18 protein-coding genes are annotated in these 24,623 nt (G+C 38.5%); 7 read left to right on the top strand and 11 right to left on the bottom strand.

Annotated features, from left to right (window positions below; translation table 11 throughout):
• Positions 1-211 precede the first annotated feature (211 nt).
• The 4 genes from ACRD69_RS09995 to ACRD69_RS09980 are packed head-to-tail and all read left to right on the top strand — an operon-like array spanning position 212 to position 8,823.
• Entirely contained in the window at positions 212-1,705 is a 1,494-nt protein-coding gene (locus ACRD69_RS09995) for a hypothetical protein (protein WP_430814936.1), read from the top strand.
• A 5-nt stretch (positions 1,706-1,710) separates the two neighbouring features.
• Entirely contained in the window at positions 1,711-4,185 is a 2,475-nt protein-coding gene (gene galB / locus ACRD69_RS09990; RefSeq protein WP_430814935.1) for a beta-galactosidase GalB, read from the top strand.
• A 42-nt stretch (positions 4,186-4,227) separates the two neighbouring features.
• Positions 4,228-7,362 carry a glycoside hydrolase family 2 TIM barrel-domain containing protein gene (locus ACRD69_RS09985; protein ID WP_430814934.1) on the top strand — a complete coding sequence of 1,045 codons (3,135 nt, stop codon included), beginning with the start codon at positions 4,228-4,230 and terminating at the stop codon, positions 7,360-7,362.
• Between the two features lie 12 nt (positions 7,363-7,374).
• Complete coding sequence (locus ACRD69_RS09980) at positions 7,375-8,823, top strand: sulfatase (protein WP_430814933.1); 1,449 nt, start codon at positions 7,375-7,377, stop codon at positions 8,821-8,823.
• Positions 8,824-9,028: 205 nt separating this feature from the next.
• On the opposite strand, the gene ACRD69_RS09975 is transcribed toward ACRD69_RS09980, so the two are convergent.
• Positions 9,029-9,391: a hypothetical protein gene (locus ACRD69_RS09975; protein WP_430814932.1), complete on the bottom strand. Its 363-nt coding sequence runs from the start codon at positions 9,389-9,391 to the stop codon at positions 9,029-9,031.
• Between the two features lie 891 nt (positions 9,392-10,282).
• On the opposite strand from ACRD69_RS09975, the gene ACRD69_RS09970 reads away from it, so the two are divergent.
• The gene (locus tag ACRD69_RS09970) at positions 10,283-11,599 is read left to right on the top strand and encodes a TlpA family protein disulfide reductase (protein ID WP_430814931.1); all 1,317 of its coding nucleotides are present in this window, start codon (positions 10,283-10,285) and stop codon (positions 11,597-11,599) included.
• 808 nt (positions 11,600-12,407) lie between these two features.
• Here the strand turns inward: ACRD69_RS09970 and ACRD69_RS09965 are convergent.
• The 6 genes from ACRD69_RS09965 to ACRD69_RS09940 all read right to left on the bottom strand — a co-directional run bounded on the left by ACRD69_RS09965 (position 12,408) and on the right by ACRD69_RS09940 (position 17,418).
• Positions 12,408-12,971: an adenylate/guanylate cyclase domain-containing protein gene (locus ACRD69_RS09965; protein ID WP_430814930.1), complete on the bottom strand. Its 564-nt coding sequence runs from the start codon at positions 12,969-12,971 to the stop codon at positions 12,408-12,410.
• On the bottom strand, positions 12,934-13,464 hold the full coding sequence (locus ACRD69_RS09960; RefSeq protein WP_430814929.1) for a hypothetical protein: 531 nt from the start codon (positions 13,462-13,464) through the stop codon (positions 12,934-12,936). The genes ACRD69_RS09965 and ACRD69_RS09960 overlap by 38 nt, the downstream gene beginning before the upstream one ends.
• 90 nt (positions 13,465-13,554) lie before the next feature.
• Positions 13,555-14,250: an SAM-dependent methyltransferase gene (locus ACRD69_RS09955; protein ID WP_430814928.1), complete on the bottom strand. Its 696-nt coding sequence runs from the start codon at positions 14,248-14,250 to the stop codon at positions 13,555-13,557.
• Between the two features lie 192 nt (positions 14,251-14,442).
• Complete coding sequence (locus ACRD69_RS09950) at positions 14,443-15,324, bottom strand: SDR family oxidoreductase (RefSeq protein WP_430814927.1); 882 nt, start codon at positions 15,322-15,324, stop codon at positions 14,443-14,445.
• 27 nt (positions 15,325-15,351) lie between these two features.
• Complete coding sequence (locus ACRD69_RS09945; protein ID WP_430814926.1) at positions 15,352-16,059, bottom strand: L-2-amino-thiazoline-4-carboxylic acid hydrolase; 708 nt, start codon at positions 16,057-16,059, stop codon at positions 15,352-15,354.
• 225 nt (positions 16,060-16,284) lie between these two features.
• Positions 16,285-17,418 carry a helix-turn-helix domain-containing protein gene (locus tag ACRD69_RS09940; protein ID WP_430814925.1) on the bottom strand — a complete coding sequence of 378 codons (1,134 nt, stop codon included), beginning with the start codon at positions 17,416-17,418 and terminating at the stop codon, positions 16,285-16,287.
• 320 nt (positions 17,419-17,738) lie between these two features.
• Here ACRD69_RS09940 and ACRD69_RS09935 point away from each other — a divergent pair, with 320 nt between their 5' ends.
• Together ACRD69_RS09935 and ACRD69_RS09930 are read left to right on the top strand one after the other, a co-directional pair.
• The gene (locus tag ACRD69_RS09935; protein WP_430814924.1) at positions 17,739-18,956 is read left to right on the top strand and encodes an acyltransferase family protein; all 1,218 of its coding nucleotides are present in this window, start codon (positions 17,739-17,741) and stop codon (positions 18,954-18,956) included.
• Positions 18,953-20,032: an MBL fold metallo-hydrolase gene (locus tag ACRD69_RS09930; RefSeq protein WP_430814923.1), complete on the top strand. Its 1,080-nt coding sequence runs from the start codon at positions 18,953-18,955 to the stop codon at positions 20,030-20,032. The genes ACRD69_RS09935 and ACRD69_RS09930 overlap by 4 nt, the downstream gene beginning before the upstream one ends.
• 493 nt (positions 20,033-20,525) lie before the next feature.
• On the opposite strand, the gene ACRD69_RS09925 is transcribed toward ACRD69_RS09930, so the two are convergent.
• From ACRD69_RS09925 to ACRD69_RS09910, 4 genes are all read right to left on the bottom strand, one after another.
• On the bottom strand, positions 20,526-21,317 hold the full coding sequence (locus ACRD69_RS09925; protein WP_430814922.1) for a class I SAM-dependent methyltransferase: 792 nt from the start codon (positions 21,315-21,317) through the stop codon (positions 20,526-20,528).
• A gap of 523 nt (positions 21,318-21,840) precedes the next feature.
• A complete protein-coding gene (locus ACRD69_RS09920) occupies positions 21,841-22,605 on the bottom strand; it encodes a LytR/AlgR family response regulator transcription factor (protein WP_430814921.1) in 765 nt (254 codons plus the stop codon).
• A complete protein-coding gene (locus tag ACRD69_RS09915) occupies positions 22,586-23,662 on the bottom strand; it encodes a sensor histidine kinase (RefSeq protein ID WP_430814920.1) in 1,077 nt (358 codons plus the stop codon). The genes ACRD69_RS09920 and ACRD69_RS09915 overlap by 20 nt, the downstream gene beginning before the upstream one ends.
• Positions 23,663-23,975: 313 nt before the next feature.
• A complete protein-coding gene (locus tag ACRD69_RS09910; protein WP_430814919.1) occupies positions 23,976-24,608 on the bottom strand; it encodes a hypothetical protein in 633 nt (210 codons plus the stop codon).
• Positions 24,609-24,623 lie beyond the last annotated feature (15 nt).

The following is a 24,623-nucleotide window of genomic DNA, read 5'->3' as shown; positions in this document are numbered from 1 at the left end:
TGATGCCTATGTGTTATTAATAGACCTTTATATGAAAAGCAAAATAAATGCAAGTCTGTATGTTTGTTTCTACTGAATTGAAAGAAATGAAGAAGACAATAGTGAATAAACATTGGATTGAGGCCTTGATTGTCATCCTGCTAATCGGAGGCATGATTTTTTTGCTGCACATCTTATTCAAGGTGTATTTATAACCATCAGAATTGGTATTATGAATTATTATAAAAAATATTCTTTTAGCTACATTAGTGTCATATTAATCCTCTTATCAACAATTTTGGCTTGTAGTGAAGGTAATCATACTGAAGATTTACCACCCGAATCAACAGAAACGGTATACGATATCCTGGTGGATGTCGATTCGCCCAAAGGAACAGTCAGTCGACTTCTAATGGGATTTGGAACGATCTATTCATTTGAGAAGGATGAGATGTGGCAAAATGGACAAGGCATGATGCCAGGCATGTTAAAGCGTTTTAATACGGGAATCCTCCGTTATCCTGGCGGAGCCCTGGTTAACCGTTATCATTGGAATAATTTAAACGGAGAAGGATGGAAAGATAACTGGAATCCAAACTACGATACCGCCAATGACAAAGATCCGCGCGAGTATATGGATGTGGATGAGTACATGATGAATGTGCAGGCAATTGGTGCAGAACCAATGCTCGGAATCAATATGGGATCAGGTATGAGATATAACCGTGTGCAGGATGGTATTGATGAAGCGGTTGCTTTAGTAAAATACTGTGAAGAGCAGGGTTATGCTGTCAGGTACTGGTACCTTGATAATGAACCTTATCATGATGGTGCCAACTATAAGATGACTGCCACAGAATATGCCGAACAGATCAATTTGTATGTGCCCGCCATGAAAGCGGTAAATCCGGATATTGAAATAATTGTGAACTGGAAACACAACATTACAAGTCAGAATAGTGCGTTGATTACGTTAATTGAAGCAGCCGGCTCTCATATCGATATTGTAGAGGTTCACTGGTACTGGCAATGGGGTGAATCGAGTTTTAATCTCTGGAAAGACAACAGCCCTATGAGTACTAAAAACAAATGGTATAATGGCGGTTCCTATGCTGAAGAAATAAAAGCCTTTAAACCATTAATGAGCTCATTGGGATATCCTGACATCAAGCTGGCAAGTAATGAATGGAATATAGGTCCTTCGGCTTCTGAAGCATCATATCCATCTAAATTCGAATCTGCTTTAATGCAATCAGAAATGTTTTCGCAATACATAGATGCAGGTATGCATATGGCTTGCTTCTGGGGTGCTTACTGGCCACTTGTTGAACAAGGTACAAATACCGTGAATCGATATTTGCTTGACCCAACAAACGACTATAGTCAGAATCCTTCGGTTACCATGTTCGAATTATTTGCCGATGCCATGGGAACGGAACAGGTAGAATGCCGTTCAATGATCAGTGATGTTTATGACATTGCAATGCAGGATGATGTCAATGACCAATTGATCATTTATGTGCTGAATAAAAAGAATTCGGGAGAATCGCTCCCGACTGGTATCAAAATAAAGGGCTATGAGATAGGAACGGTCAATGCAACATCTTTTGTAGATATACCGGAAGCAGAGAATCACCTGGCAACAACCGATGTCAATGTGGAAGAAGATCGTTTGATCTTGCATTTACCTCAAAACTCCCTAACTAAAATCGTTGTAAAAAGATAATAAACATGCCTTATATAACTACTTTCATAATATGTTTGCTGATCACCATATTCCATTCGTGCTCACCTCCTCAGGATCGCCTGAGGGAATCGTTCAATGAAGATTGGTTGTTTAGCAAAGACGAAACTGGCCAGGAGCACCAGGGTGAATTTAATGATGCACAATGGCGGAAGCTGAGTTTACCTCATGATTGGGCCATTGAAGGACCGTTTGATAAAAAGCACGATACGCGTACAGGAGGATTACCGGTATATGGAACGGCCTGGTACCGCAAGCACTTCTTTATGGATGTGTCACACACAGGGAAGCACATTACTGTTGAGTTCGATGGAGTGATGAATAACGCAGAAATCTTTCTGAACGGACAAAAAGTGGGTCAACGACCTTTTGGTTATATGGGATTTGAAGTTGATTTGACACCGTACATCCGGTATGGACAGGATAATGTGCTGGCTGTTCGTGTTAATCCGGAAGAGTTATCCGCACGATGGTACCCGGGTGCAGGCATATACAGGAATGTATGGCTGGAAATAAAAAATCCTGTACATGTTGCACATTGGGGTACTTATATAACAACACCTCAGGTCGATGAGCATGAAGCCCTGGTTAATATTGAAACTACCATTGAAAACAAGCAGCTCATAAAAGGTAAGTTCTCCATTGAAACATATGTAATTGATACCCTGGGACACAAAGTAGCTTATGGTAAAGACGATATTGAGTTCGGTGAAGGCAAGCAGGCAGTGCTTAAGCAGCAATTGTCAGTTAAGAAACCACAACGATGGGATTTGGACAATACTTATCTGTATAAAGTGCTGACTAAACTGAAGAAAGATGGTGTTTATATCGACAATTATGAAAGTTCTTTTGGTATCAGAACAATCGATTATACCAAAGAAAAGGGCTTCTTACTTAATAATAAGCCCATTAATTTTAAAGGTGTTTGCCTGCATCACGATTTAGGTCCACTGGGTGCAGCGGTTAACTACAGAGCCACAGAGCGCCAACTGGAAATAATGAAAGAAATAGGAGTCAATGCCATTCGAACAGCCCATAATCCGCCGTCGCCTGAACAATTGGAATTGTGTGATAAGATGGGGATTTTAGTGCAGGTGGAAGCTTTTGATGAGTGGAAACTGGCAAAGGTGGAGAATGGATACAGCAAATATTGGGATGAATGGCACGAAAGAGACTTGCGCGATATGATCAAACGCGATCGTAATCACCCATCTGTGGTGATGTGGAGCATTGGTAACGAGATTAAAGAGCAGCGCAAAAAGAATGGCGGAAAGATGGCGAAATACCTTGTGGATATATGTCATGACGAAGATCCGACCAGGCCTGTAACAGCAGGATTTAACCATTATCCGCAGTGTATGAAAAATGGTTTGGCCGACGCCGTTGATTTAGTAGGTTTTAACTATAAGCCTACCCAATATGATAATGCAATTAGATTAAATCCTGATTATATGGTCTATGGAGCTGAAACGTCATCGGTTGTTAGTTCAAGGGGAGTATATCATTTGCCAAATGTGAACTATGAGAAACATGAATCTCTGCAGGTGACAAGTTATGATATCGTCAGTCCGCCATGGGCCTATCCGCCAGATTTCGAAACCTATGCACAGGAAACAATGCCGCATTCCCTGGGAGAATTTGTCTGGACTGGTTTTGATTACCTGGGAGAACCAACTCCTTATAACGGCAAGGATAACATAACACATGGCAAATGGGGAGGTGACTGGCCATCGCGCAGTTCTTATTTTGGAATTGTCGACTTGTGTGGCTTCCCAAAAGATCGCTACTATTATTACCAGAGCATCTGGACAACAGAACCAATGGTACATATTCTGCCGCACTGGAATTGGGAGGGTACGACCCATCAAACGATACCGGTTTATTGTTATACCAATTGTGATGAGGCAGAGCTGTTCTTAAACGGTCAATCACAAGGTAAAAAAGTAATGGGTGAGGATAAAACCACAATACCGGCTGAATTTTTATGGTGGAAAAGAACGGAGACGACATGGGATTCACCTTACCGCTTGAACTGGAACGTCAGGTATGAGCCCGGTGAGTTGAAGGTGGTCGCTTATAAAAACGGAGAAGCAATAGCTGAGAAGACTATTGTAACAGCAGGCCAGCCCAATCAAATAAAACTGAGTCCTGATAGAAAAGTGATTCATTCTGACGGCTATGATCTGTCCTTTTTAACGGTATGCATTGAAGATGCTGATGGTAACGTGTGTCCATTGGCAGATAACCTGGTGAATTTTACGATCGAAGGACCTGCGGTTATTGCAGCAGTAGGAAATGGTAATGCAGCTTCCACAGAACCTTTTCAGGCCAATTATCGAAAAGCGTTTAATGGCTTATGTATGCTGGTCATCAAAAGTTTACCGGGTCAAAGTGGCAGTGTTCAAATTGAAGCAAGTGCCACGGGCTTAAAAGCTGCTAAGACAGAACTTGTAGTGAAGTAATGGAAGCCCTTAAGTAAGTGTTTAAAGAAAAGATTATCAGAAATGAATAAACCCTACCAGATATTAGTTTTGTTTTGCCTGTTTGTTCTCACTGCAAGCGCACAAAACGATTGGGAGAACGAACAGCTGACACAAATAAATAAACTGGCATCCAGGGCCACGATGTTCTACGATGCTGAACCGGATGATGTGGAATCATTAAACGGGCGGTGGGATTTTGCCTGGTACAGTGATGTGTCTGAAGTACCTGTCAATAGCATGCCCGATAAATGGAATACGATTGAAGTACCAGGTGCCTGGCAAATGCAGGGATATGGAAAACCGATCTATACCAACATTGTCTATCCCTTTGATGCAAATCCACCATTTATCAAAGGCGCCAATGGTAATCCCGTTGGAATCTATCAGCGTGAAATTACTGTTAGTCAATATGATGAAAATAAGGTTTATAGCATCCGTTTTGAGAGTGTGTCCTCTGCATTTTATCTATGGATCAACGATAAAAAAGTAGGATATAGCCAGGATAGCTGGTCACCGGCTGAGTTTGATATTTCATCCTATCTGAAAGAAGGCAAAAATACCATCCGCTTGCAGGTGTTTCGCTGGTGTGATGGAAGTTACCTTGAAGATCAGGATGGCTGGCGAATGTCGGGGATATTCAGGGATGTATTCCTGGTTACTAAACCACAGGTCCATATCAGAGATTATTTTGTGAGCACTCCTTTAACAGCAAATAATAATGCGACCTTAAACTTAAAAGTAGCTCTAAACGAAACAAAGAGCAGTCGGTTAACAGGCTATTCCTTAGCTTATACGCTCAATGATAAGGATGGTCATGTTATCATTGATGGTATTGAAAAGATAAGCACGATTGATAGTCTATGGCAGGCTAATGTGGAGGAGATAGTTATTAAACCCCATCTTTGGTCTCATGAATCACCTTACCTGTACCATCTGCATTTGCAGCTCATACGAGATGATAAGGTGGTTGACAGACTTAACTCTAAAGTAGGTTTTCGACAGGTAGATATCTCGGATAAAAATGAGCTGTTAATCAATGGAAAACCATTGATCATAAAAGGGGTGAATATTGTAGAGCATGACCCGGTTTATGGCAAATACGTGCCAAAAGAACGAATGGAAAAGACAGTCATGCTATTAAAGCAAAATAATATTAACACCGTTCGTACAGCACATTATCCTGCTTCACCGTATTTCTATAAGCTTTGCGATGAATATGGAATTTTAGTCATTGACGAAGCCAATGTTGAATCACACGGGATGAAATACGGAAAGGCCTCACCGGCCAAACACCCCAATTGGGAAAAAGCTCATGTTGAACGCATGGAAGCCATGGTACAACGCGATAAAAACCACCCATGTGTCATTATGTGGTCCTTTGGTAATGAAGCAGGAAATGGTGTCAATATGGTGGCCATGCAAAAGCGCACCAAAGAAATCGATACAACACGACCAACACATTATCATTCTTCAGAAGAGCCCGTTTCATCAGATACCTATGGAGGAGGTATTTGGAAAGGTGGAAAAAGACACAATTTTGGACGTTACCAATCGGTTGAGGACATGATCCACATCGGGGAGATGGAGCTGGATAAGCCCTTTTTATTGAATGAATATGCCCATGCCATGGGGAACAGCGTGGGTAACCTGCAGGAGTATGTAGACGTGTTTGAAAAATACCCGCATTTAATAGGAGGATGCATCTGGGATTGGTCTGACCAGGGCCTGACTAAGCATATAGACGGGGCTTATGGTAGCCTGATAAAGGATGTACAGGCAGCGCATGAGGCTTGCCTCTATCCTGAAAGTGATTATTTCTGGGCCTATGGGGGAGATTTTGGTGATAACCCCAATGATGGTAACTTTTGTATGAACGGCATTATGATGGCTGACTTAACACCCACACCAAAAACCCTTGAAGTGAAGAAGGCTTATCAGAATATAACATTCAGTTTGGAAGACAATGAAAAAGGTCTGGTACGCATCACAAATAAATACCATGTCATCAACTTATCAGATTTCTCGTTTGATTGGCAGTTACTTAAAGATGGATTGCCGATCCGGAAGGACCATATGAATGTTACATTAGCCGGATTGGAAAGGGATGTGTTTCAAATGAAAAACTGGAAAGGCATCGAAGATATGGATGCTGAATACATACTTCAGGTGAAGGCTTACACAAGAAATGCTGCAGACTGGGCGGATGCGGGTCACCTCGTTGCCTGGGAGGAATTTGTTATTAACTCACAGACAATGAAAATGACACTACCCGAAAACCGGCAAAAGATAAAGCTTAAGAAGTCCGGTGATCATCAGGTAGAAATTGTGTTTGAGGGTGGAAAGCTTGTATTCGATAAAAGGAAAGGTGAAATCATCAGGCTGATTAAAGATAATACCATGTTGGTGGATGGTGCCTTTGCCATTTCGTTTGCCCGTGCGTACATTGATAATGATAAGATCAAGAAGATGCGTTCGCAGTGGGATGCCATTGATTTTCATAATCTGGAAACCACTGTTACGGACCTGACTATTGAAGACAAGAAGAACAAGGTCGTGATTGTGGTCAGTAAAAACCATCAGTCGCACGGCAATGCTAAAGGATTCAATACAAAAGAACAGATAAACGTTTATGGTAATGGAACGGTTGATCTGGATCTGAAAGTAGACTACACGGGGCAAAATAAGCCACTTACCTTACCGAGGATAGGGTATGAGATCCAACTGCATTCTGATTGCACAGAAAGTCAATGGTATGGTAAAGGTCCTGGCAGCTCATACAAAGACAGAAATACAGGCATGCAAACGGGTATTTATACTGCAAAAGTGGATGAGCATTTTGTTAATTATGCCCGACCACAGGAGAATGGGAATAAATCAGGTGTACGTTGGTTGAAGGTTTATAATTCGAAAAGTAATACCTTAAACATTAAAGGCGATCAATTACTTAACTTCTCTTTACGCAGGTATACCACTCAACAATTGAATGACGCAATGCATCCGTACGAGCTGGAAAGTAATCCGTTTACTGTCTTAAATATTGATTTTGAACACGGGGCCGTTGGTAATGGTAGTTGTGGCCCAATGCCTATGAAGATGTATTTTACGACTATCAGTGATAAAAGCTATCGCTTAAGAATCGACTTAAGTAATGAATAAGTATTAATTGTAATGAAAAGTATGATACCTCAAAAGCACACCTTTTTCATAATGCTTGCCGTTCTTATGGCTGGCACACTAAATGCTTGTAAAAATGAAGTCGGAAAGCCCAATGTGATCGTTATTCTGGTTGATGATCTGGGCGCTACAGACCTGGGATGTTACGGCAGTGATTTTTATCAAACACCTCACATTGATCAATTGGCCGGTGAAGGTGTCAGGTTTACTAATTCCTATAGCTCCTGCACGGTTTGTTCTCCCACCAGGGCCTCCATAATGACAGGTAAGTATCCTGCACGTCAGCACCTGACAGACTGGATTGAAGGTCATAAATATCCATGGGCCAAATTAAAGGTGCCCGACTGGCAGATGTACCTGGATAGTGCTGATCATACCCTGGCGGAAGCATTTAACAATGCCGGTTATTTCACGGCACACGTAGGGAAATGGCATTTGGGCGAATTGGAAAAAGACTGGCCCGAAAACCATGGATTTGACATCAATATTGGTGGCTGGGCGAAAGGAGCTCCCCACCGAAATAAAACCAAAGGATATAAGGGGTATTTCGCACCATATGGTAATCCTCGCCTGGAAGATGGTCCCGATGATGAATACCTGACCGAAAGGCTGACGTCGGAGGTTTGTCAACTCATTGATGAGAAAAGAAATGAACCATTCTTTATCAATTTTTGGCTCTATAATGTGCATACGCCACTGCAAGCCTGTGAGGATAAAATAGAGAAATATAGTGCATTGATCGATTCAACGAAGCGCCATCAAAATCCTGTATATGCCGCGATGGTTGAGCATACCGATGAGGCAGTAGGCAAGGTGATCGCTAAGTTAAAGGAGGAGGGACTCTATGAAAATACCATTATCCTGTTTTCATCAGACAATGGCGGTTTAATTGGTCGTAAGAAAAATAAAGTGACTAATAATTACCCGTTCCGTCATGGTAAAGGTGGCATGTATGAGGGAGGCGTTCGCATTCCAACCATTCTCTATGCCCCGCATAATCAATCAAAGGGACTGGTAATTGATGAAGCTGTTGTATCTACAGATTATTATCCAACATTGACACAACTTGCCGGTATTGCGATTCCCGATAAACAGAAATCCGCAATGGATGGATGTAGCTGGCTACCATTACTGAATGGAGAGGGAACAGAAGACCGTGATGCTATTTACTGGCATTATCCGCATTACCATCAGGAAGGAGCCGTGCCTTATAGTGCCATCCGAATGGGAGACTGGAAGTTGATCGAAAACTTTGAATCTGGTGAGTCGGAGCTTTATAATTTGAAAGATGATATCTCTGAAACAAATAACCTGATTAATTCAGATACAACAAAAGCTCAATACCTAAAGGATAAGCTCAATGATTGGCGCTTGTCAGTTAACGCTCAGATGCCGTCGGTAAATCCAGAGTATGATAAGTCCAGATCGAAAAAGAAGAGGTAAGGTGAGTTAATTACCCGCGCCAACAACTGATTAATTGATATTCCAGACCTTAAGGTTTTTGAAACCTTAAGGTCTTTTAAGTATATGCTAAGATTGTAGTAGTGGCATTACCTGCAGTAAAGGTAAGCTAGTCATAGACTGGAGCAATAATTCGGTGAAGCTGAAATTTTACTCGTTCTAATATATTTGCAATCTGTTTATAGCATTAATCCGCAGTATTTACTGTTAATGTAAAGCTTCCCCTTATTGTTTTTATATCCGGATTATCCGGTGCTTCTAATGATTCCACCGGTTTAAGGACCAGGGTATAATCGCCCTGTGGCAATGTGTCGGCAGAGGTATTATCTGCTGAAACCAGGTACAAGCCGTCCTTCCCCTCATCGCCAATTGGAAGTTTCGATCCGGCCAGAATATAAATGACACCAGGTATAACTTTACTTTTAGTCTCGTCTTCATCATCTTCACATTCAGACTTTGATAAGGTCGAGCAATTATCGATCGTATTAAGGTCTTCTTGCCTGACTGTGTCTCTTATTTCATCATTCCTTGATAATTCGTTTTTCTTCATAGTTAAAGCTTTTTATGGACGACCACCGTGTAGTGATTCTGATCAGGGTAAAGGGTTTATAAAAATAGTGTGTGAGCGTGCTCGCCGCTAGCGCATATTTGCCATCTGTGCTGCCAGTAACTGTTGGATTTAGCTTATAAAATAAAGGGTGTAGAAATCAAATCCACGCCAGCATGTGAGCATACCCCGACAAGGTAATTATCAATACAATGTTGTAACATAGTTTTCAATATCGCGTGTTTTTATTGATTTGTATTAAATAGTAATGTTCCAAAGTTATATGAATTAAAACTGATAAGAGGTAGTAGTTTTCCCCATTTTATATGGGAATAATAAGCAAATTTCATACTAATTATTAGTAATTGTGACTGTTTTTAAGAGGTGCCACCACCAGGGCATATTTGCAAGCTGTGCTGCCTGATTTAAAGCACAAATAATTGTTTAGTCTGTTATTAGTATATCTGGATTAAAGAATACCAGGCACGGATTACAAATCCGCGCCAACAACTGATCAATTGCAATGTCAGACCTTAAGGTCTTTTAAGTATATGCTGAGATTGTAGTATTGGTATTACCTATTGTAAAGCTTAGATAAACATAGGCCAGAACAACAATTCGACGAAGTTGCAAAATTCGCTGAGCGCCGGAAGATATTCTTAATTGATTGATGTATTTATCAATAAAAACAACCTATTGGAATAAACATATATTTAATATAGATTTGATATGTTTTATATAGTGTCGCTGTCGCATATATGCAATCTGTGCTGCATAAAGCTGTTGGATATTGATGTTCTGTAGCTTAGGGATTGGATTGAAAATTATCGTCTGTAAGTGCGATAACCTGGCGCTCCTGCTTAGCAAAATAAAGTAATAATTAAACCCGATAAAATGAATTTAAAAACATTAAGCCTTATTGCAGTTTGTGCGACATTAATGAGTGCTTGCTCAAAGGAGAAAACCATTAGACTGACCTTAAACCACCAAAATGGATATGGTCATTTTAAGTCTTCACTTGGTGGAATTGCACCATACTCTGATGATGAAAATAATCCATGGAAAGAAACATATTTGTCGTTATCGGGTGCTCCTGAAAATTGGAGTGAAATAAAATATGGTGACATCGAGACAAATATTTACCAATCAGTTTATCAGAATTATCTGGCTGGTAAAATTAGTCAGGAGAGATATGAGGAGTTGCAAAAGTCATGGAACTGGGAACCGGATACGCTCCAACTATCAAAGGAACCTTTGATGACTAAGATCGCCTTTGCATTTGGCAAAGACCCAGCTGGAATAACAAACATGATAGTCGATGCAAATAATAACCTTGATTTTAGTGACGATGAAAGTTTCGTTCCTTTTAATTATTCCCCAAATGAAAGAATAAACCTGGATTCAATTGCATCAACCAATTCAATCAATGTTTCTTTTGAGAGACTGATTGAGAACAAAAAACAGTTAGTCACAGCCCCTCTTTTAATTGTGTACATGAGTCGGTATAATATATTTATGTGCAATTTTGCACAACATGCAGTAGCTGATTTTGAGGGGCGCAAAGTAGCTGTTTGCTCTGACGGTTTTACCGGTCTATCCTACAATAATCCAAGGATTGCATTATTGGCAGATAGTTTAAAAGAAGGAGATAAAATAAAGCGTGACCAGTTAATATCAAAAAATGAATTCATTGAGATCAATGGAAAGCTTTATAAAAACATAGGTGTTAATGTAAACAGTAATACCTTGGAATTAGAAGAAATGACATTACCCAAAAGCGAATTGCATTCAACACAAATTGGATTTAAAGCATTTTCTTATGACGGTAATGATTTTACGACAGAAGCCCAGGTATCATCCGAGCAATTGAAAGGTAAATATGTATTGCTTGACTTTTGGGCAACCTGGTGCGGACCTTGCCGACAAGATATCCCAAACCTGAAAGAACTTTACGAAAAAACAGACAGAGATAAATTTGAAATAATAGGTATTGTCGGAGATAGTCCGTCGAAAGCCCTCAAGGAAATAATAGAGAAAGATTCAATTGGCTGGACTCAAGTACAGTCGACCGATTCTAATAAAATCAAAGAAACATTTGGTATTCATGGATATCCGACTACTTTTCTTATCAATCCTGAAGGAATAATCGTAGCAAAAAATCTTAGAGGAAAAGAATTAGAAGAAAGAGTCCTTGAATTGACGAATGATTAGATAGCAGCAGGTAATAAACTGTTCAGTTTAACCGTTAGCGCATATTTGCCTGATTTAAAGCACAGATAATTGTTTAGTCTGGTATTAGTATATCTGGATTAAAGAATACCAGGCACGGATGACAAACCCGAACCAGCGACACCTGTTCAATTGGTTCGGGTCAGTATAAGAGTAAAATTCATTCAGTTCTCATGCTAAATCCTTCGGTACCGCAACGACCCCGCTTCGGAATTTCATTGGAGCTTCTTCGGTATTTCTTCGGTAATTGTTCGTCTACGCGCGTAGCCGAACATTTACCGAAGAAATACCGAACAATTACCGAACAAGTATCAAATCAGGCCCTAAAAGGACCCGAAATAGTGTCAATCGATGCTAAAATTGGCTTGAAAATGCGATTTTTTGACTGTTTTCGAACAAATTAGGCCAAATCTATAACGTTTGGTAGTTAAGGATTTAAGGCTGAAGATCATTAAGGTGCATATTATGAGATGTTTAAGCTTATTTCAAATAACAATGCATGCATTGTCATTGATACGGCCTTTTTGAGTTCGTATGTTTGTGAAAAGCTTAAAGTACAAACCAGCAACACACAACAATGATGAAATTTAGAGGAAATAAATATCGAAATGAGTCGGACAAGTTGGAGAAGCAATACTTACCTTCAAACATACCCATATCGTTTGTGGGTAGCTACGATGGCAATCACTTGATATTCATTGAGGTATCTATTCTGTGTATTGTTCCAGGCTCATCAATCCCCACATTATTTCAGGTACAAACCGAATGATCTTGTAGTGAAATTAAGTACTTACTGTAAGGGTGTTATGCAGGCGGGATGTCTCTCATAACTATACAATTTATGACTTCCTTCTTTACCCCGGAGTTGCACTTCACCTATTAATTCAGATTGATATCGCTCACTTTTCCCTAATTCAAGGACCAGGGGCTCCGATGCTAAGAGTGCTTTATTGAATGTATTGCAAAAGCCTTCTATTCTTGCTGATGTATTCAATACATCGCCATGATAGGCTATCTCTGTTTTCAATACTCCAACTTCAGCAACAGATACACGACCTAAGTTTATTCCCGCTTTAAATTCCGGGAAAACCTTATATGATTTCAAAAAGTAAGCTCTCTTATTTTCCAATCGGTCCATAAAATCATAATAGAAATTGAGGCAATTCGTATTTTCCAGGCCTTCTTTCTTTGTCCAGGTAATCACGGCTTCATCACCAACATATTGGTAAACTTCTCCTTTGTTATCCAGAACGGGAATGCTTAACTCATAAAAACAGTCCTGGATTAATTTACTGTACAGCACATGACTTAACTTTTCAGCTAAGGCGGTTGATGATTTTAAGTCCAGAAACATAAAGATCCTGTCTTCTTCTTTTGGATTGAAATATTTGCCTGTCAGGTATTTGAGCATTATGCCGGGACCAAACTTTGTGCTGATTTGTTTGGAAAAAGTGAAATAAAAATGCAGCAATTACAAACATGGTGAAATTGATCAAATTAAAAGCCGAGCTTGTAAAAAAGAGTGCTACTTCCAATGAGTCGCTTGAGACCCATGAAGCAATAAAAGTGATGATTACAAATAACACCGTGTACAATAACGTTCTGGAAGCCACTTCCATTCCAAACGATCTGTGTTTTTTTCTTTTGGTCTTTTTTAACAGCAGTTCCAATAAACCCAGAAAGACACCAATGACAACTCCACTAATGATAGTTGACCAGAATATAAGGCGCAAGGGAATATCCTGACGTAATTCATAAAAAACCTCGACTCCCACAAAGCGTAAAGAGACGGTTAATGTGGTCGCTAAGGTCCAGTATATAATTGTTATGAGTAATTCTTTCCACATATTACGACTGTTTTATTATCAAACGTTTAAAGCTACTGCCCTTCGACAAAGTGTCTTCAAGTGATCCTATGATTTGCCATCGATTATAATTCAGTTACTATACTGCAACACATAATAGGTAGAACAGAAATCAAAGGAACCTTGCTTAAACCTTTCTATTTCTTTAAGATCCGACTCAAAATTGTTTAATAGCAAGGTGTTCTTTATGCTTTTAATTTTATCATCCAATGGCTTATAATAGTGTTCCCACCAAATGCCTTCTGAAAGATTAATAGTCTTAATTTTTTGGCAATCATATGATTTAAATAGCTCAAGCTTTTCATCTTTGTTCTTTTGGTCATCATGGATTACTATAACTCCATTTCTTTTCATTAAACCTACTATGTGTTTTAAACCTTTTTCAAACCCTACAGTATTTAAGAGACCTTCTGCAATAGCAATATCGTAGGTTTCGTTTTCAGCTTGTATATCAAACAGGGATTGATTAGAAATATTTACCTTGTTAGTATAACCGAGCTGATCAACAGAGTTGGACAAATACGATAATGCACTTTTATCTATGTCTAATGCTTTAATAGATCCCGCATACCTTTTTGCCAATGCTAAAGTAACAGCTCCAAAACCACATCCAACATCGATGATATGGGGATTATTCATCTCCGGAATTTCAGATAAGGCTTCAAAAAGAAAGCCTGTCATCCCTTGCCTGCAATGGTTCTTAATGTCGTAATAGCCAGATAATTTATGGCTTTTTAGCATTTCAAATGTTAACGATAAAGAGTACATAGTTTACTTATTAATGGAAATACTTTTAAAAATCAAGCGCAACTTTAAAACTTAATATATTGAACTGCGCTTTTTTGAATGTCGCTTTTGCATACCGGCTTCTCAATATGCTTTTCTGTCATTGTGCTATCCAATTCGTTTCTATATTCGTTGAATTTATGGACAATACATCTTCAGGCAGACCAACGTATACTATTTATTGCTATTGATTTCACTGAAGCATTCATACAAAGTATGTTTGCCGTATTTAGGGGCTATCATATCCATGGACAGGACTGTAAAGAAAAATTCCAGAGGACCATACGTTTTTGAAGAGGTGAATGTACGTGACAGACCCAGAATGATCTTACGTATCCATTCTGGCATATATTTTATTTTTGGTTTCCTATTGATGACATCAAAGGCCATATTGGCTATTTCATTATGGGTAAATATCTCTGGTCCACCAACCTCAATTGTTAGATGTTCAGAATGTATGGCATCGATTATCACTTCTGCCAGGTCAGCTCCATGGATAGGATTCATTTTAAAGTTTCCATCACCAAAAAGTTTTATTGACCCTTTTTCAGCCATTTTCAGAAATTCGCTCATATCAGAAAAAAAACCATTTGGTCTTATTATACAATATTGCAGGCCTGAATTTTCCAACTCTTTAACAAAGCGTTCTTTAGCTTCTGTCATTTTTAAATGGGTAAGCATGTCACCATTCAATGCCGAGACATATATAAATTTTCTTACGCCACTGGTTTGGGCTTCTCTTAATAGATTAATATTGGCCTGGTAATCCACATCCATATAGCTCAGGCCGTCCTTTTGTTTTGTTATGCCAACTGTACTAATGACTGTGTCCACATCATACATAGTTCCTTTCAAACTGTTTGCTTGAGTAACACCAGCAATAATTATTTGACTGGTTAGCATATCACTTGTGATTTTGGCTTTATTGCGTACCAGGATTTTTGTTGGATAATTCTTTCGGCTTAATTCCTGCGCTATATATCTGCCCAGATAACCGGTAGCGCCGGCTAATAATATCTTTTTTGTCTGCATGTTAGTTGTTCTTATCAAAATCATTAAAGTATTACTATCCTGCTGTTTGTTCTATTTGTTGATAAAAGGATCAGCAGGGGCAGTGCCTTTTCTGTAAAATTTAAAATGGCAGCAATCACCACCTTTAGCCAGTGTGCAATGTCTTCTGAATTCACTATGGGTTGCTTCTTCAATTAAAGGATATCCGGCTAAATCGTGTTCGCAGCCAAATACATTTAATTCAGGGCAATCAATGGCTTCAAATAATTCAATATTCGCACAAGTGGTCACTTTAAACTCAAGAAGATTTTTCGATTCATGAAATCCATTGTGTTTCCATGTTCCCATGCGATTGGTAGTTGTAAATAGTGCACGATTCATTTTTTTAAAGTTGTCAAACACATCACCTTCGCATTTCACAAGGTCATTCAATTGATAGATGGCAGGCATTGAAACAAGGGCAACATCGCGTGCCATTTTAACCATAAAATCCTGTGCTGATTTTCTTCCTTTTTTATCGGCTATCGCAAAGAATAAGGAGCCCATCACAGTCAGTTCTTTTTCAAAAACATCACTGATGTTCTTTGCCTCTTGTAAGGCAACGGGATATTCTTTTTTTAGCCGTTTTCTGTGTTTTTGAATACCCAATAATAGGGGAACGAGACCCAATAAACCAAATTCCCTCCTTAAAAGATGAAATACTATTTTCTTCTGTTTTTTTAATGCTTCTATGGGCATCTCCAGGGCTTTTCCATACATTTCTAATTCTTCGACTTTCATTTTTCAATGGTTTTAGATGAAAAAACTTTAAGTCAAATGTATATGAATGCCACAGGTCAATCGTTTCAGTATTTAAGGATGAGACTTTAAAAGGTCTCAACTAATGACAATGTATTGATATAGTAGCAATTAGGCTTATTAAGATTAGCACGATAAGTTTTAACAGTTGAGCTATCAAGTGGTGTATAATAGTTTTTGAAACTGTATTTTCAAGCCATAAGATCGCTAAAAGCTTTTCATAAACTCTGAAGGTGTTAGTCCGGTGGAATTTTTGAAAATTCGATTGAAAGTAGCCTTTGAATTAAACCCTGCGTCCATGGCCAGTCCTAAGATGGAAATATGCCTGTTTTTGGGGTCTGCTGCAATTTTTTTAAACTCCTCAACCCGATATGCATTGACAAACTCAAAGAAGTTTTTGCCCAATTGTGTATTGATTAGCTTAGAAAGCTGGTGGGCATGAATATTCAGCTGATTGGCGACATTTCCAATATTCAGTTCCGGTTCAAGGTATAGTTTATCTTTCTCCATTTGCTTCAATAATTCTTGTATAGCCGGATGATAATTTCCCTCATACAATGGCTTGTCGGAAGAAGTAACAGGTAATGGCTTCTTTTCGGTTTTAGTTTCAATGACTTCACTTACCAGGGTGGGGCTTATGTCCTGAATGCTACCCTGCTTATACCCTGAATAAGCAATGTAAAAGAACACTAACATATTGGCAGTTATCAACAGGTAATCCATCTGGAAAACACTGATTATGTGTACCGATACCAATCCGTATAAGACAAAGCTTAGAACAATGATTCCGAAAAACAGGTAGGCAATCAACTTGATCCACTCCAGGTTAACCTTGTGTTCGTATGAGAAAGACTGTTTAATCTCATACTGATGTTTCACGATGATGATGATGGTTCGTGTCAGGAAGTATACACGGGTTAACAAAAGCGCCAGCATTGGCAGTAAGGAGTGATAGGTCAGGCTTTCTTTTTGCTGAACAACTTTCAGCCTGTCTTCGGGTGCAAGGCTAAAGTATGGGATAAATGTGGCGATAAAAACCAGAATGAGAGCAAAGTGATAGAAGTACTTAAAACTGACTTTAAAATTAGGATTGGTTAATGAACTGGTGTATACAAAAATAAAAGGTGCATGGGCAACAACAAAGAGCCCCATTAGGAAACCCCAGTATGAATCATGGATGAACACCTTATTCTCAATACAGAATGGTATGGCAAAGTGGAACGAAAAATTAATGATCCAGGCAATAAGGATATAATCGCTGGTGCTTTTTTCTTTTTTACGTGAAACCAGAAAGGCAATGATTAATGCATTGATTGATGCTATTGCACTCAATATTTCCATTAGCAGACTTTATTTTTCATAGATCAATAGCTCTAAGATAGACAAAAATATCAAGTTTTTTTGAATTGACCTTGACCTGGTAGCCCTGAAGATGTACCTGTTTACAGATTGCGTTATATGCACTCATCATATTAATGGCACATTTTAGAATAAAGTGCTATACGGGTATCTCATGGTATATTTCCCAGTGATAATAAGCTGCAGATATACAGTGTTATATGCTAAATTGAGACTTCTGGTTGTCTCGTCTTTCAATGATGAAACGATTACACTTGTCACACACCTTACTTTTGACTCACAAATTGGTAAAACCTATTCAAATGACAAATCAATCAGAACGACTGTATTATTTAGACTGGCTCAGAGTATTTGCTTTTGGGCTGCTATTTGTGTTTCATGCGGCCCGCTTTTTTGACGATTTCGGATGGCATGTGAAAAATGAGGACCATAGTACGCTGGTCAACCTATTAGTCGGGTTTACTCATGGTTGGCGTATGCATCTTATATTTTTTATTTCAGGAGCAGGTACCTTTTTTGCCTTAAGATCTAGAAAGAAGCTATTTGTAGCAGACCGGTTCAAGCGTTTAATTGTGCCATACCTGTTCGGCATTGTATTGCTGGTTCCCCCTCAAAAATTTCTTGAAGCAATTTCTAACGAATGGTTTAGCGGAAGTTTTCTGCAATTTTTGGCAGGATATCCTGCCTGGTTAATGAATTATCATCCCGGAGTAACCCTGGAGTGGACCGGTCATTTGGGTTATCATATATGGTACCTGGCATTTTTATTTGTTATGACCTTGGTATTTATTCCACTACTAAAACTTATAAGCAAGCCAAGCTTGATTAACAGAGTATTACAGTACCTGTCCAATAAAAAATTGGGATTATTGGTTTTTATTGTTCCGGTTGTTGTTACTGAAGTATTACTCAGACCAAATCATGGAGATTATCTGAACTGGGCTGACTTCTTTCAATACGGTATGTTTTTCATTGCAGGTTACATATTTATGACACAACAGGGATTTATCGAATTATCAAGGAAGTATACCTATATGTTTCTGATAGCAGGTATTGGTACATCTGCATATATTTTAACGCATTATCCTACAATAACCGAAGGAGGGACGATCTTTAAATCTGCCATAAACTCAACAATTTTAGTTAGTTCATCCTTTTCATGGGTTCTGTTTTTCCTGGGTATAAGTCAGCGCAAATTGAATTTTAACCATAAATACCTGAACCGTCTGAACAGTGGCGTATTACCATTCTATATATTACACCAGACCGTCATTATTGTGATCGGATTCTATATCGTTGGCTTAGAGTATTCAATTTTGACAAAATACACAATTATCCTGATCAGCTCCCTAATTGCAACGCTTGCTTTATATCAACTGATTCAGAGAATTAGCGCCTTGCGACTTCTATTTGGGATGAAAGTTCAGGTATCACATCAGAAAAGCAGGAATGAAGAGAATGGCAACACATTTTTCCGTAACTTTTATAAGAAAGCTAAACTAATAAATCAACTAAAATGAAACTATCGCTGATTGCTTTATTCGTTTCCATCAGTTTAATGACTGCCTTTGGACAGCAAAAACATTTTGCTACACAAGCTGAACTGGATGAAATGACAAGGGCTCTGGAAGCAGACACAAGCCTGGCCAAGTTTATTGGCTGGCACGATGATCCTGAAACCTTGTATCATAATTACAAAACTAATCAACATATGGCAGATTCTATCTGGCGCTCTGATCAGGCGACATTAAGCAGGATGGATATTGGCGAAACGGAAACGTTTGAATTGATCCCGCTTATTGATTGGTTTACCGATTCTGATAGTCTCCAGGGAGAAAATGGTGTATCCTATTTAATTAAAACCGATGAAGCGACCATTCTTTTTGACATGGGTTTAAATCCTATGGCCATGCATCCCTCACCCTTATTACACAATATGAAAAAACTTGGTGTTTCGATGGATAGTATTGATCTGGTGGTATTATCGCATACGCATGCAGATCATGTTGGTGGTCCTGAATGGAGCATGAAAAACACTTTCTCATTAAGCAATTATCAAATTCAGCTGGATGATCTGCCCGTTTATACGCCCAAGCCAATGACTTATCCTGGCTTAAGTCCACAGTATACCCCAAAGCCAGCGAAGATGGCCAAAGGCGTTGCTACGATTGGAGTTATCAATAATCCCATATTCCTTAACAATATTGCTGAACAAGCTTTGGCCATCAATGTAAAAGGAAAGGGGCTTGTCATTATTTCGGGTTGTGGACACCAGTCCATTGAAAAAATAGTTCAACGTACAGATCTTCTTTTTGATAAACCCATGCATGGAATGATAGGCGGATTTCATTTTCCAATGACAGAATCCCGAAATATCACATGGATATACAAATACTTTGTTGTCAATAAAATGCCATGGGAGAGGTTAAGTGATGAGGATATCAATTACAACATTGGCTTACTAAAAAATAAGGGTGTTGAATTTATTGGATTCTCAGGACATGATAGTTGTGACAGAAGTCTTAGCTTGTTTGAAGCGGCTTTTGGAGAAGGTTTTACCAGGATCGTTGTTGGACAAACAATCAGTTTACATTGATTCAAAAACGAACCTATATAGCTATTACACTTAATTTTAAAGAGAAGCATTGGTATAACGATATTTATAATGAAGTAACACTTTCTGTTTATGCCATTAATTGAGATCTGCGGCCTGACAAAGGAGTAAAATTGCGATCTCAGTTACCAAATACAACTTACTTCGAAATGGATAGTGTTGGTCATTTTCTTAGTATGGAAAAAACAAATGAATTTAATAAAAACCCTGCCACAATTTATCGATGGATAAGAGTGATAGAAGGTTTGTAATCCTCTTCTAATGAAGGCATAGAACAGACTATTCAAACGTGAAAAAGAGGCTGCTAAAAGTAAAAAATAGTTCTCGCGAAGTGCACAAAAAAGAAAGTTTTCAAGCTGTTGAATAATAATATTATATACTTCGCTTCCTTTGCGTAATTCTTTGGTGCCTTTGCGTGATACCTAAATTTTAGGCAGCCTCTTTATTTATAAACTATCAACTATTTTAAAAGAAATTACAGTTCCGATTCCAGTAAAAGTTCCTCTAAGTGAGGCTTCATTTTAAACTCCTTACTAAGGTTTTCATATTCCTCCCTGGCATCAATCTGTTTTTTAAAGCCCGTCCTGACTGCTCTTACCATTGTATTCTTTTCAGTATACCTGGATGATACAAAGTCAAAGATGTCCACTTTGTATGCATGTCTTTCAAGTAATAATGCCCTTAAAGTATCCGATACCATCATCAACATTTTGTCTCTAAATGACTTGTAGCGAACCACAATTTTCAGCGACGACGGTTTCATACTTATAGAGTGCTGACAGCAGGCTACTGATAAAATAATTTTTGCCTTGTTTTTAATACCCAAATACATGGTTTTGTCGGTGGCTGTATCACAAGCATGTAAAGAATATACCAGATCAATGCTTTCCGCAGTTTTAAAATCAATAATATCCATCGGATGGAAAAACATATTTCTGAAGTTCATTTCTTTAGCCAGTTCTGCATTTGAAATCATCAGGCTTTCATTATAATCGATACAATGAATATCTATTTCGCGTTGGTCAATTTTACTATAGAAGTAATAGACTAAAAAGCTTAGATAGCAATTGCCTGCACCACTGTCAATAAAGACCAGTTTTCGTTTCCTGGATGTTTTTCTTACCTGGGCATGAATGATTTCAAGATATGCCAGTATCTGTTCTATTTTAACTTGTTTGTCTATCGACGAATTCGCATTTCTGTCTTGTAACTTCAGTAAGAAGAACAGGTGATTTAATTCTTCTCTTATTTCTTTATTAATAAGCATTTTCGTGAGTTTTCACGAAGTAATTTGTTTCCGTAATATGTAAAGATGTGTTCTGGTATTAAAGAATGTAGAACCTACAAAAATCTAATTACAACAATTTACTTCAATTATAAATTAAATTGAATTTTTTAATGCCAGACTTAAGTTCCGGCGCTTTCTTGTTATGTGTAATTAAATATTGTCGTTCCCAAGCCACTGGAAGTGTATGGGGTGGATTTCCAGCTCTGTATTTATTAATGTGATGCAAATATAAATTTAAAATTCAATAATCATATTAAAATACCTTTCAATAAGTATGGTCTTTTATACCCATGTGGGAAATGAAAACACGATTATTTTATACCTCCAAAAGTAAACTAATCAGTATAGCCCGGCGTTTCATCGTTGAAAGTTGAGATACATGAAAGTCTCAATAAAGTATAATGATTTGAAATTGTGGTATTTACAAAATTAATTCTTACAAAGAAATTGTGTTCGTTCAAGGCATTTACAGATTGAAAGGTAACACACCACTTTACACTAATCATTCTCCCTCGAGCCAGGATTTAAAACTTTTTACGCGCTCACGGCTGACAATGATTTCATTGGTGTTATCCATACCCTTAAGTTTTAACTTCAGACGGGAATTACTATAGCTGATAATGTCGCTGATTGAAGAAAGTTTAATGATAAATTTGCGACTGATGCGATAAAAATCAGAGGGGTTAAGCTGTATTTCGTATTGATCAAGGCTCTGATCCAAAGCATAGCTGCTTCCGCTTTCGGTTCTTATAAATGTTGATTTATCTTCGATGTAGAAAAAACTGATATCTGCCGTATCTATCATACGCAGGTGCTCACCAACTTTAATTAAGAAACGCGATTTGTAGTTTTGCTTCTGCAGTAACAACCTGGCTTGTTCAATGGCTTGGTTAATGCCTGACAGATCAGTTTTTTGTTGATTCAGAAACTTGTCAATCGCTTGTTTTAGTTCATCCTTGTCAATGGGTTTAAGCAGGTAATCAAGGCTGTTTACTTTAAATGCCTGCACCGCATACTGGTCGTAGGCGGTTGTAAAGATGATTGGAAAATTAACCTGGCATTGCTTGAATATCTCAAAGCTGATACCATCGCCTAATTGAATATCGAAGAAGGCAAGATCGGGCTGAGTATTACTTTTTATCCATTGCACAGATTGTTCAACGCTATCACAAACTGCACAAACCTCAGCATCAGGATGTAGTTGCAATACCATTTGAATGAGGCGCTTGGCTGCCAGGTGCTCATCTTCAATTATTAACAGGCGCATGGTCAAGAGATATTAGAGGTAAATGAATGGAGAATTGGTTTTCAGATTGTTCTGTTATCAGCTCTTTATTGGTCAGGTATTTAATACGCTCGTTCAGGTTTTTAAGACCCATACCCGAGTCGGAGCTATCTTTTTTGGGGTAATAAGAGTTGGAGATGAGTACTTCATCGTCCAATAATTCAATGGATAAGTTTAGCTTTTTAGTACTTGAAATAACATTGTGCTTAAAAACATTTTCACAGAGCATTTGCACCGATAGGGGAATTACCATTTGTTCACCATCTATATTCTGTGGTAACTGGTACGAGAAGTTGTCACCAAAGCGAATTTTCTGCAGGTAGATGTACTTGTTGACTATGGCAATTTCTTCCTTTAAAGGAATGATTTCCTTGTTTTTTAGCTGAAGGATGTCGCGATAAAACCCGGATAACTCTTTGGTGAAAGTTTTAGCCGCCTCCACATCCAGTTCAATTAAGCTTGTTAAGGCATTAAGGCTGTTAAACAGAAAATGAGGGTTGACCTGGGTTTTTAGTGATTCATATTGCAACTGCAGAGCTTCACGTTTTAGTTTTTCACGATCCTCGACTTCCTGCCGCCAGGCCATAAAGAAGGAGCGGGCATAAAACCACAATGCGATAAAGTAGAATATGCCAAATTCAATCCACATGGTTGTGGCATACACTTCCCAAAAGCTTTCTTTTGGGATATCTCTGACTACAATATGCCAAAACCAGTTGACCCCAAATATGACAAAGGAACAGTACACGGTTGATGATATAAGCACCATAACAAGACTCTTAACCGGATGTTGGATCCAGTTTACATATTGGGTTTCAAGCCAGTTAAAGACAAAGCCAAAGCTAAACAGGCTGTAACCGAGCAGTAAACTGTAACCACCGTTGTGTATAATCAGCCTTGGTTGTAAAAGGCAGGACGGGCAAGCCAGTCCCATGAAAACAATTCCTATCAATATGGAACTTAGGCCAAACCATAGAAAGATGTATAGGGTTTTCCGCCTGCTGTGTTTCTTGTTATTTATATCGCTGTAAATTCCCATTTTTCAGTGATTATTGGTGTAATACCAAATGCATTATAGAATGGTTGATAAGAAATTGAATAGTTTAAAACTTCTACAAAGAATTATTGCGTTGAATGAAAGCAGAATTAATCTTGCTTACACGATGCTGAATGTAGCAATAATATTTATAATAAAACAAAGATATAGCAATAGCTGCATGGATGTTTAATGAAGAAGCAGAAACGTTAAAGAAACAATTTATATTAAGCATTTGATGATGTTTTTGCTATAAACAGCTATTCCGTAAGTGATTTGGCCCGACAGGCCTTAACATCCGCCGGGCACATGTTGTTTATTCAGCATCCTGGCATTTGGCAAGCATCTGCTTGTTATGGTAACTTCCCCAATAGGGCCACAAGGGGTTTTCATAATTGGTATTTTCAAATAAGCGGGCCGCTTTTTCAAACAAGGGTTTGGCCTTTTCCTTGCCTCCGCCAAACATTTTTGGCGTGTGATAGATGTTGTTGGCACGACAATAATAAATACGTGGATTGCTGGTGTTGAGCTGCTCGGCCTTACTCAATGCTTCATTGGACAGACTGGAATACTTGTAGCCATTCATAGGATTGGTGATGCGCAAGGAATAGATCATGGCCTGCAGTACATGAACTTCTGATTCATCAGGATTGGATGTCAGTAACAGTTCCAGTTCAGCCTGTGCTTTATCCAGTTGTAACTGAATAGAATCACTTTCAGAAATAAAGTGAGTGGAACGCACATATGCATAGGCCGCATAGTAGGTAGGTAACCAATCATTTTTCTCAACTGAGGCTATGCGTTTAAAACTTGCAGCAATGGCATTGATTTGTTCAATGTTCCTTGTTTTAAATAATTCATCAATGTTCTTTTTCATTGCCGTCTGATAGTCTTTTGCATGAATCAATTGGGCTGCACAAAGGATAAGAGTAAATACAATTGTTTTCATAATCATATAGTTAAA

The sequence above is a fragment of the Carboxylicivirga agarovorans genome (assembly GCF_050589845.1).
Taxonomy (GTDB): Bacteria; Bacteroidota; Bacteroidia; order Bacteroidales; family Marinilabiliaceae; genus Carboxylicivirga; species Carboxylicivirga agarovorans.
The sequence above is the reverse complement of the archived record's forward strand: the minus strand, read 5'-3'. Positions and strand labels throughout refer to the sequence as shown.

What these genes read in the sequence shown, in the direction of transcription:
- ACRD69_RS09995 (WP_430814936.1), top strand. Translation starts at nt 212, where the DNA reads ATGAATTATTATAAAAAATATTCTTTTAGCTACATTAGTGTCATATTA.
- galB (WP_430814935.1), top strand. Translation starts at nt 1,711, where the DNA reads ATGCCTTATATAACTACTTTCATAATATGTTTGCTGATCACCATATTC.
- ACRD69_RS09985 (WP_430814934.1), top strand. Translation starts at nt 4,228, where the DNA reads ATGAATAAACCCTACCAGATATTAGTTTTGTTTTGCCTGTTTGTTCTC.
- ACRD69_RS09980 (WP_430814933.1), top strand. Translation starts at nt 7,375, where the DNA reads ATGAAAAGTATGATACCTCAAAAGCACACCTTTTTCATAATGCTTGCC.
- ACRD69_RS09975 (WP_430814932.1), bottom strand. Translation starts at nt 9,391, where the DNA reads ATGAAGAAAAACGAATTATCAAGGAATGATGAAATAAGAGACACAGTC.
- ACRD69_RS09970 (WP_430814931.1), top strand. Translation starts at nt 10,283, where the DNA reads ATGAATTTAAAAACATTAAGCCTTATTGCAGTTTGTGCGACATTAATG.
- ACRD69_RS09965 (WP_430814930.1), bottom strand. Translation starts at nt 12,971, where the DNA reads ATGTTTCTGGACTTAAAATCATCAACCGCCTTAGCTGAAAAGTTAAGT.
- ACRD69_RS09960 (WP_430814929.1), bottom strand. Translation starts at nt 13,464, where the DNA reads ATGTGGAAAGAATTACTCATAACAATTATATACTGGACCTTAGCGACC.
- ACRD69_RS09955 (WP_430814928.1), bottom strand. Translation starts at nt 14,250, where the DNA reads ATGTACTCTTTATCGTTAACATTTGAAATGCTAAAAAGCCATAAATTA.
- ACRD69_RS09950 (WP_430814927.1), bottom strand. Translation starts at nt 15,324, where the DNA reads ATGATTTTGATAAGAACAACTAACATGCAGACAAAAAAGATATTATTA.
- ACRD69_RS09945 (WP_430814926.1), bottom strand. Translation starts at nt 16,059, where the DNA reads ATGAAAGTCGAAGAATTAGAAATGTATGGAAAAGCCCTGGAGATGCCC.
- ACRD69_RS09940 (WP_430814925.1), bottom strand. Translation starts at nt 17,418, where the DNA reads ATGGAAATATTGAGTGCAATAGCATCAATCAATGCATTAATCATTGCC.
- ACRD69_RS09935 (WP_430814924.1), top strand. Translation starts at nt 17,739, where the DNA reads ATGACAAATCAATCAGAACGACTGTATTATTTAGACTGGCTCAGAGTA.
- ACRD69_RS09930 (WP_430814923.1), top strand. Translation starts at nt 18,953, where the DNA reads ATGAAACTATCGCTGATTGCTTTATTCGTTTCCATCAGTTTAATGACT.
- ACRD69_RS09925 (WP_430814922.1), bottom strand. Translation starts at nt 21,317, where the DNA reads ATGCTTATTAATAAAGAAATAAGAGAAGAATTAAATCACCTGTTCTTC.
- ACRD69_RS09920 (WP_430814921.1), bottom strand. Translation starts at nt 22,605, where the DNA reads ATGCGCCTGTTAATAATTGAAGATGAGCACCTGGCAGCCAAGCGCCTC.
- ACRD69_RS09915 (WP_430814920.1), bottom strand. Translation starts at nt 23,662, where the DNA reads ATGGGAATTTACAGCGATATAAATAACAAGAAACACAGCAGGCGGAAA.
- ACRD69_RS09910 (WP_430814919.1), bottom strand. Translation starts at nt 24,608, where the DNA reads ATGAAAACAATTGTATTTACTCTTATCCTTTGTGCAGCCCAATTGATT.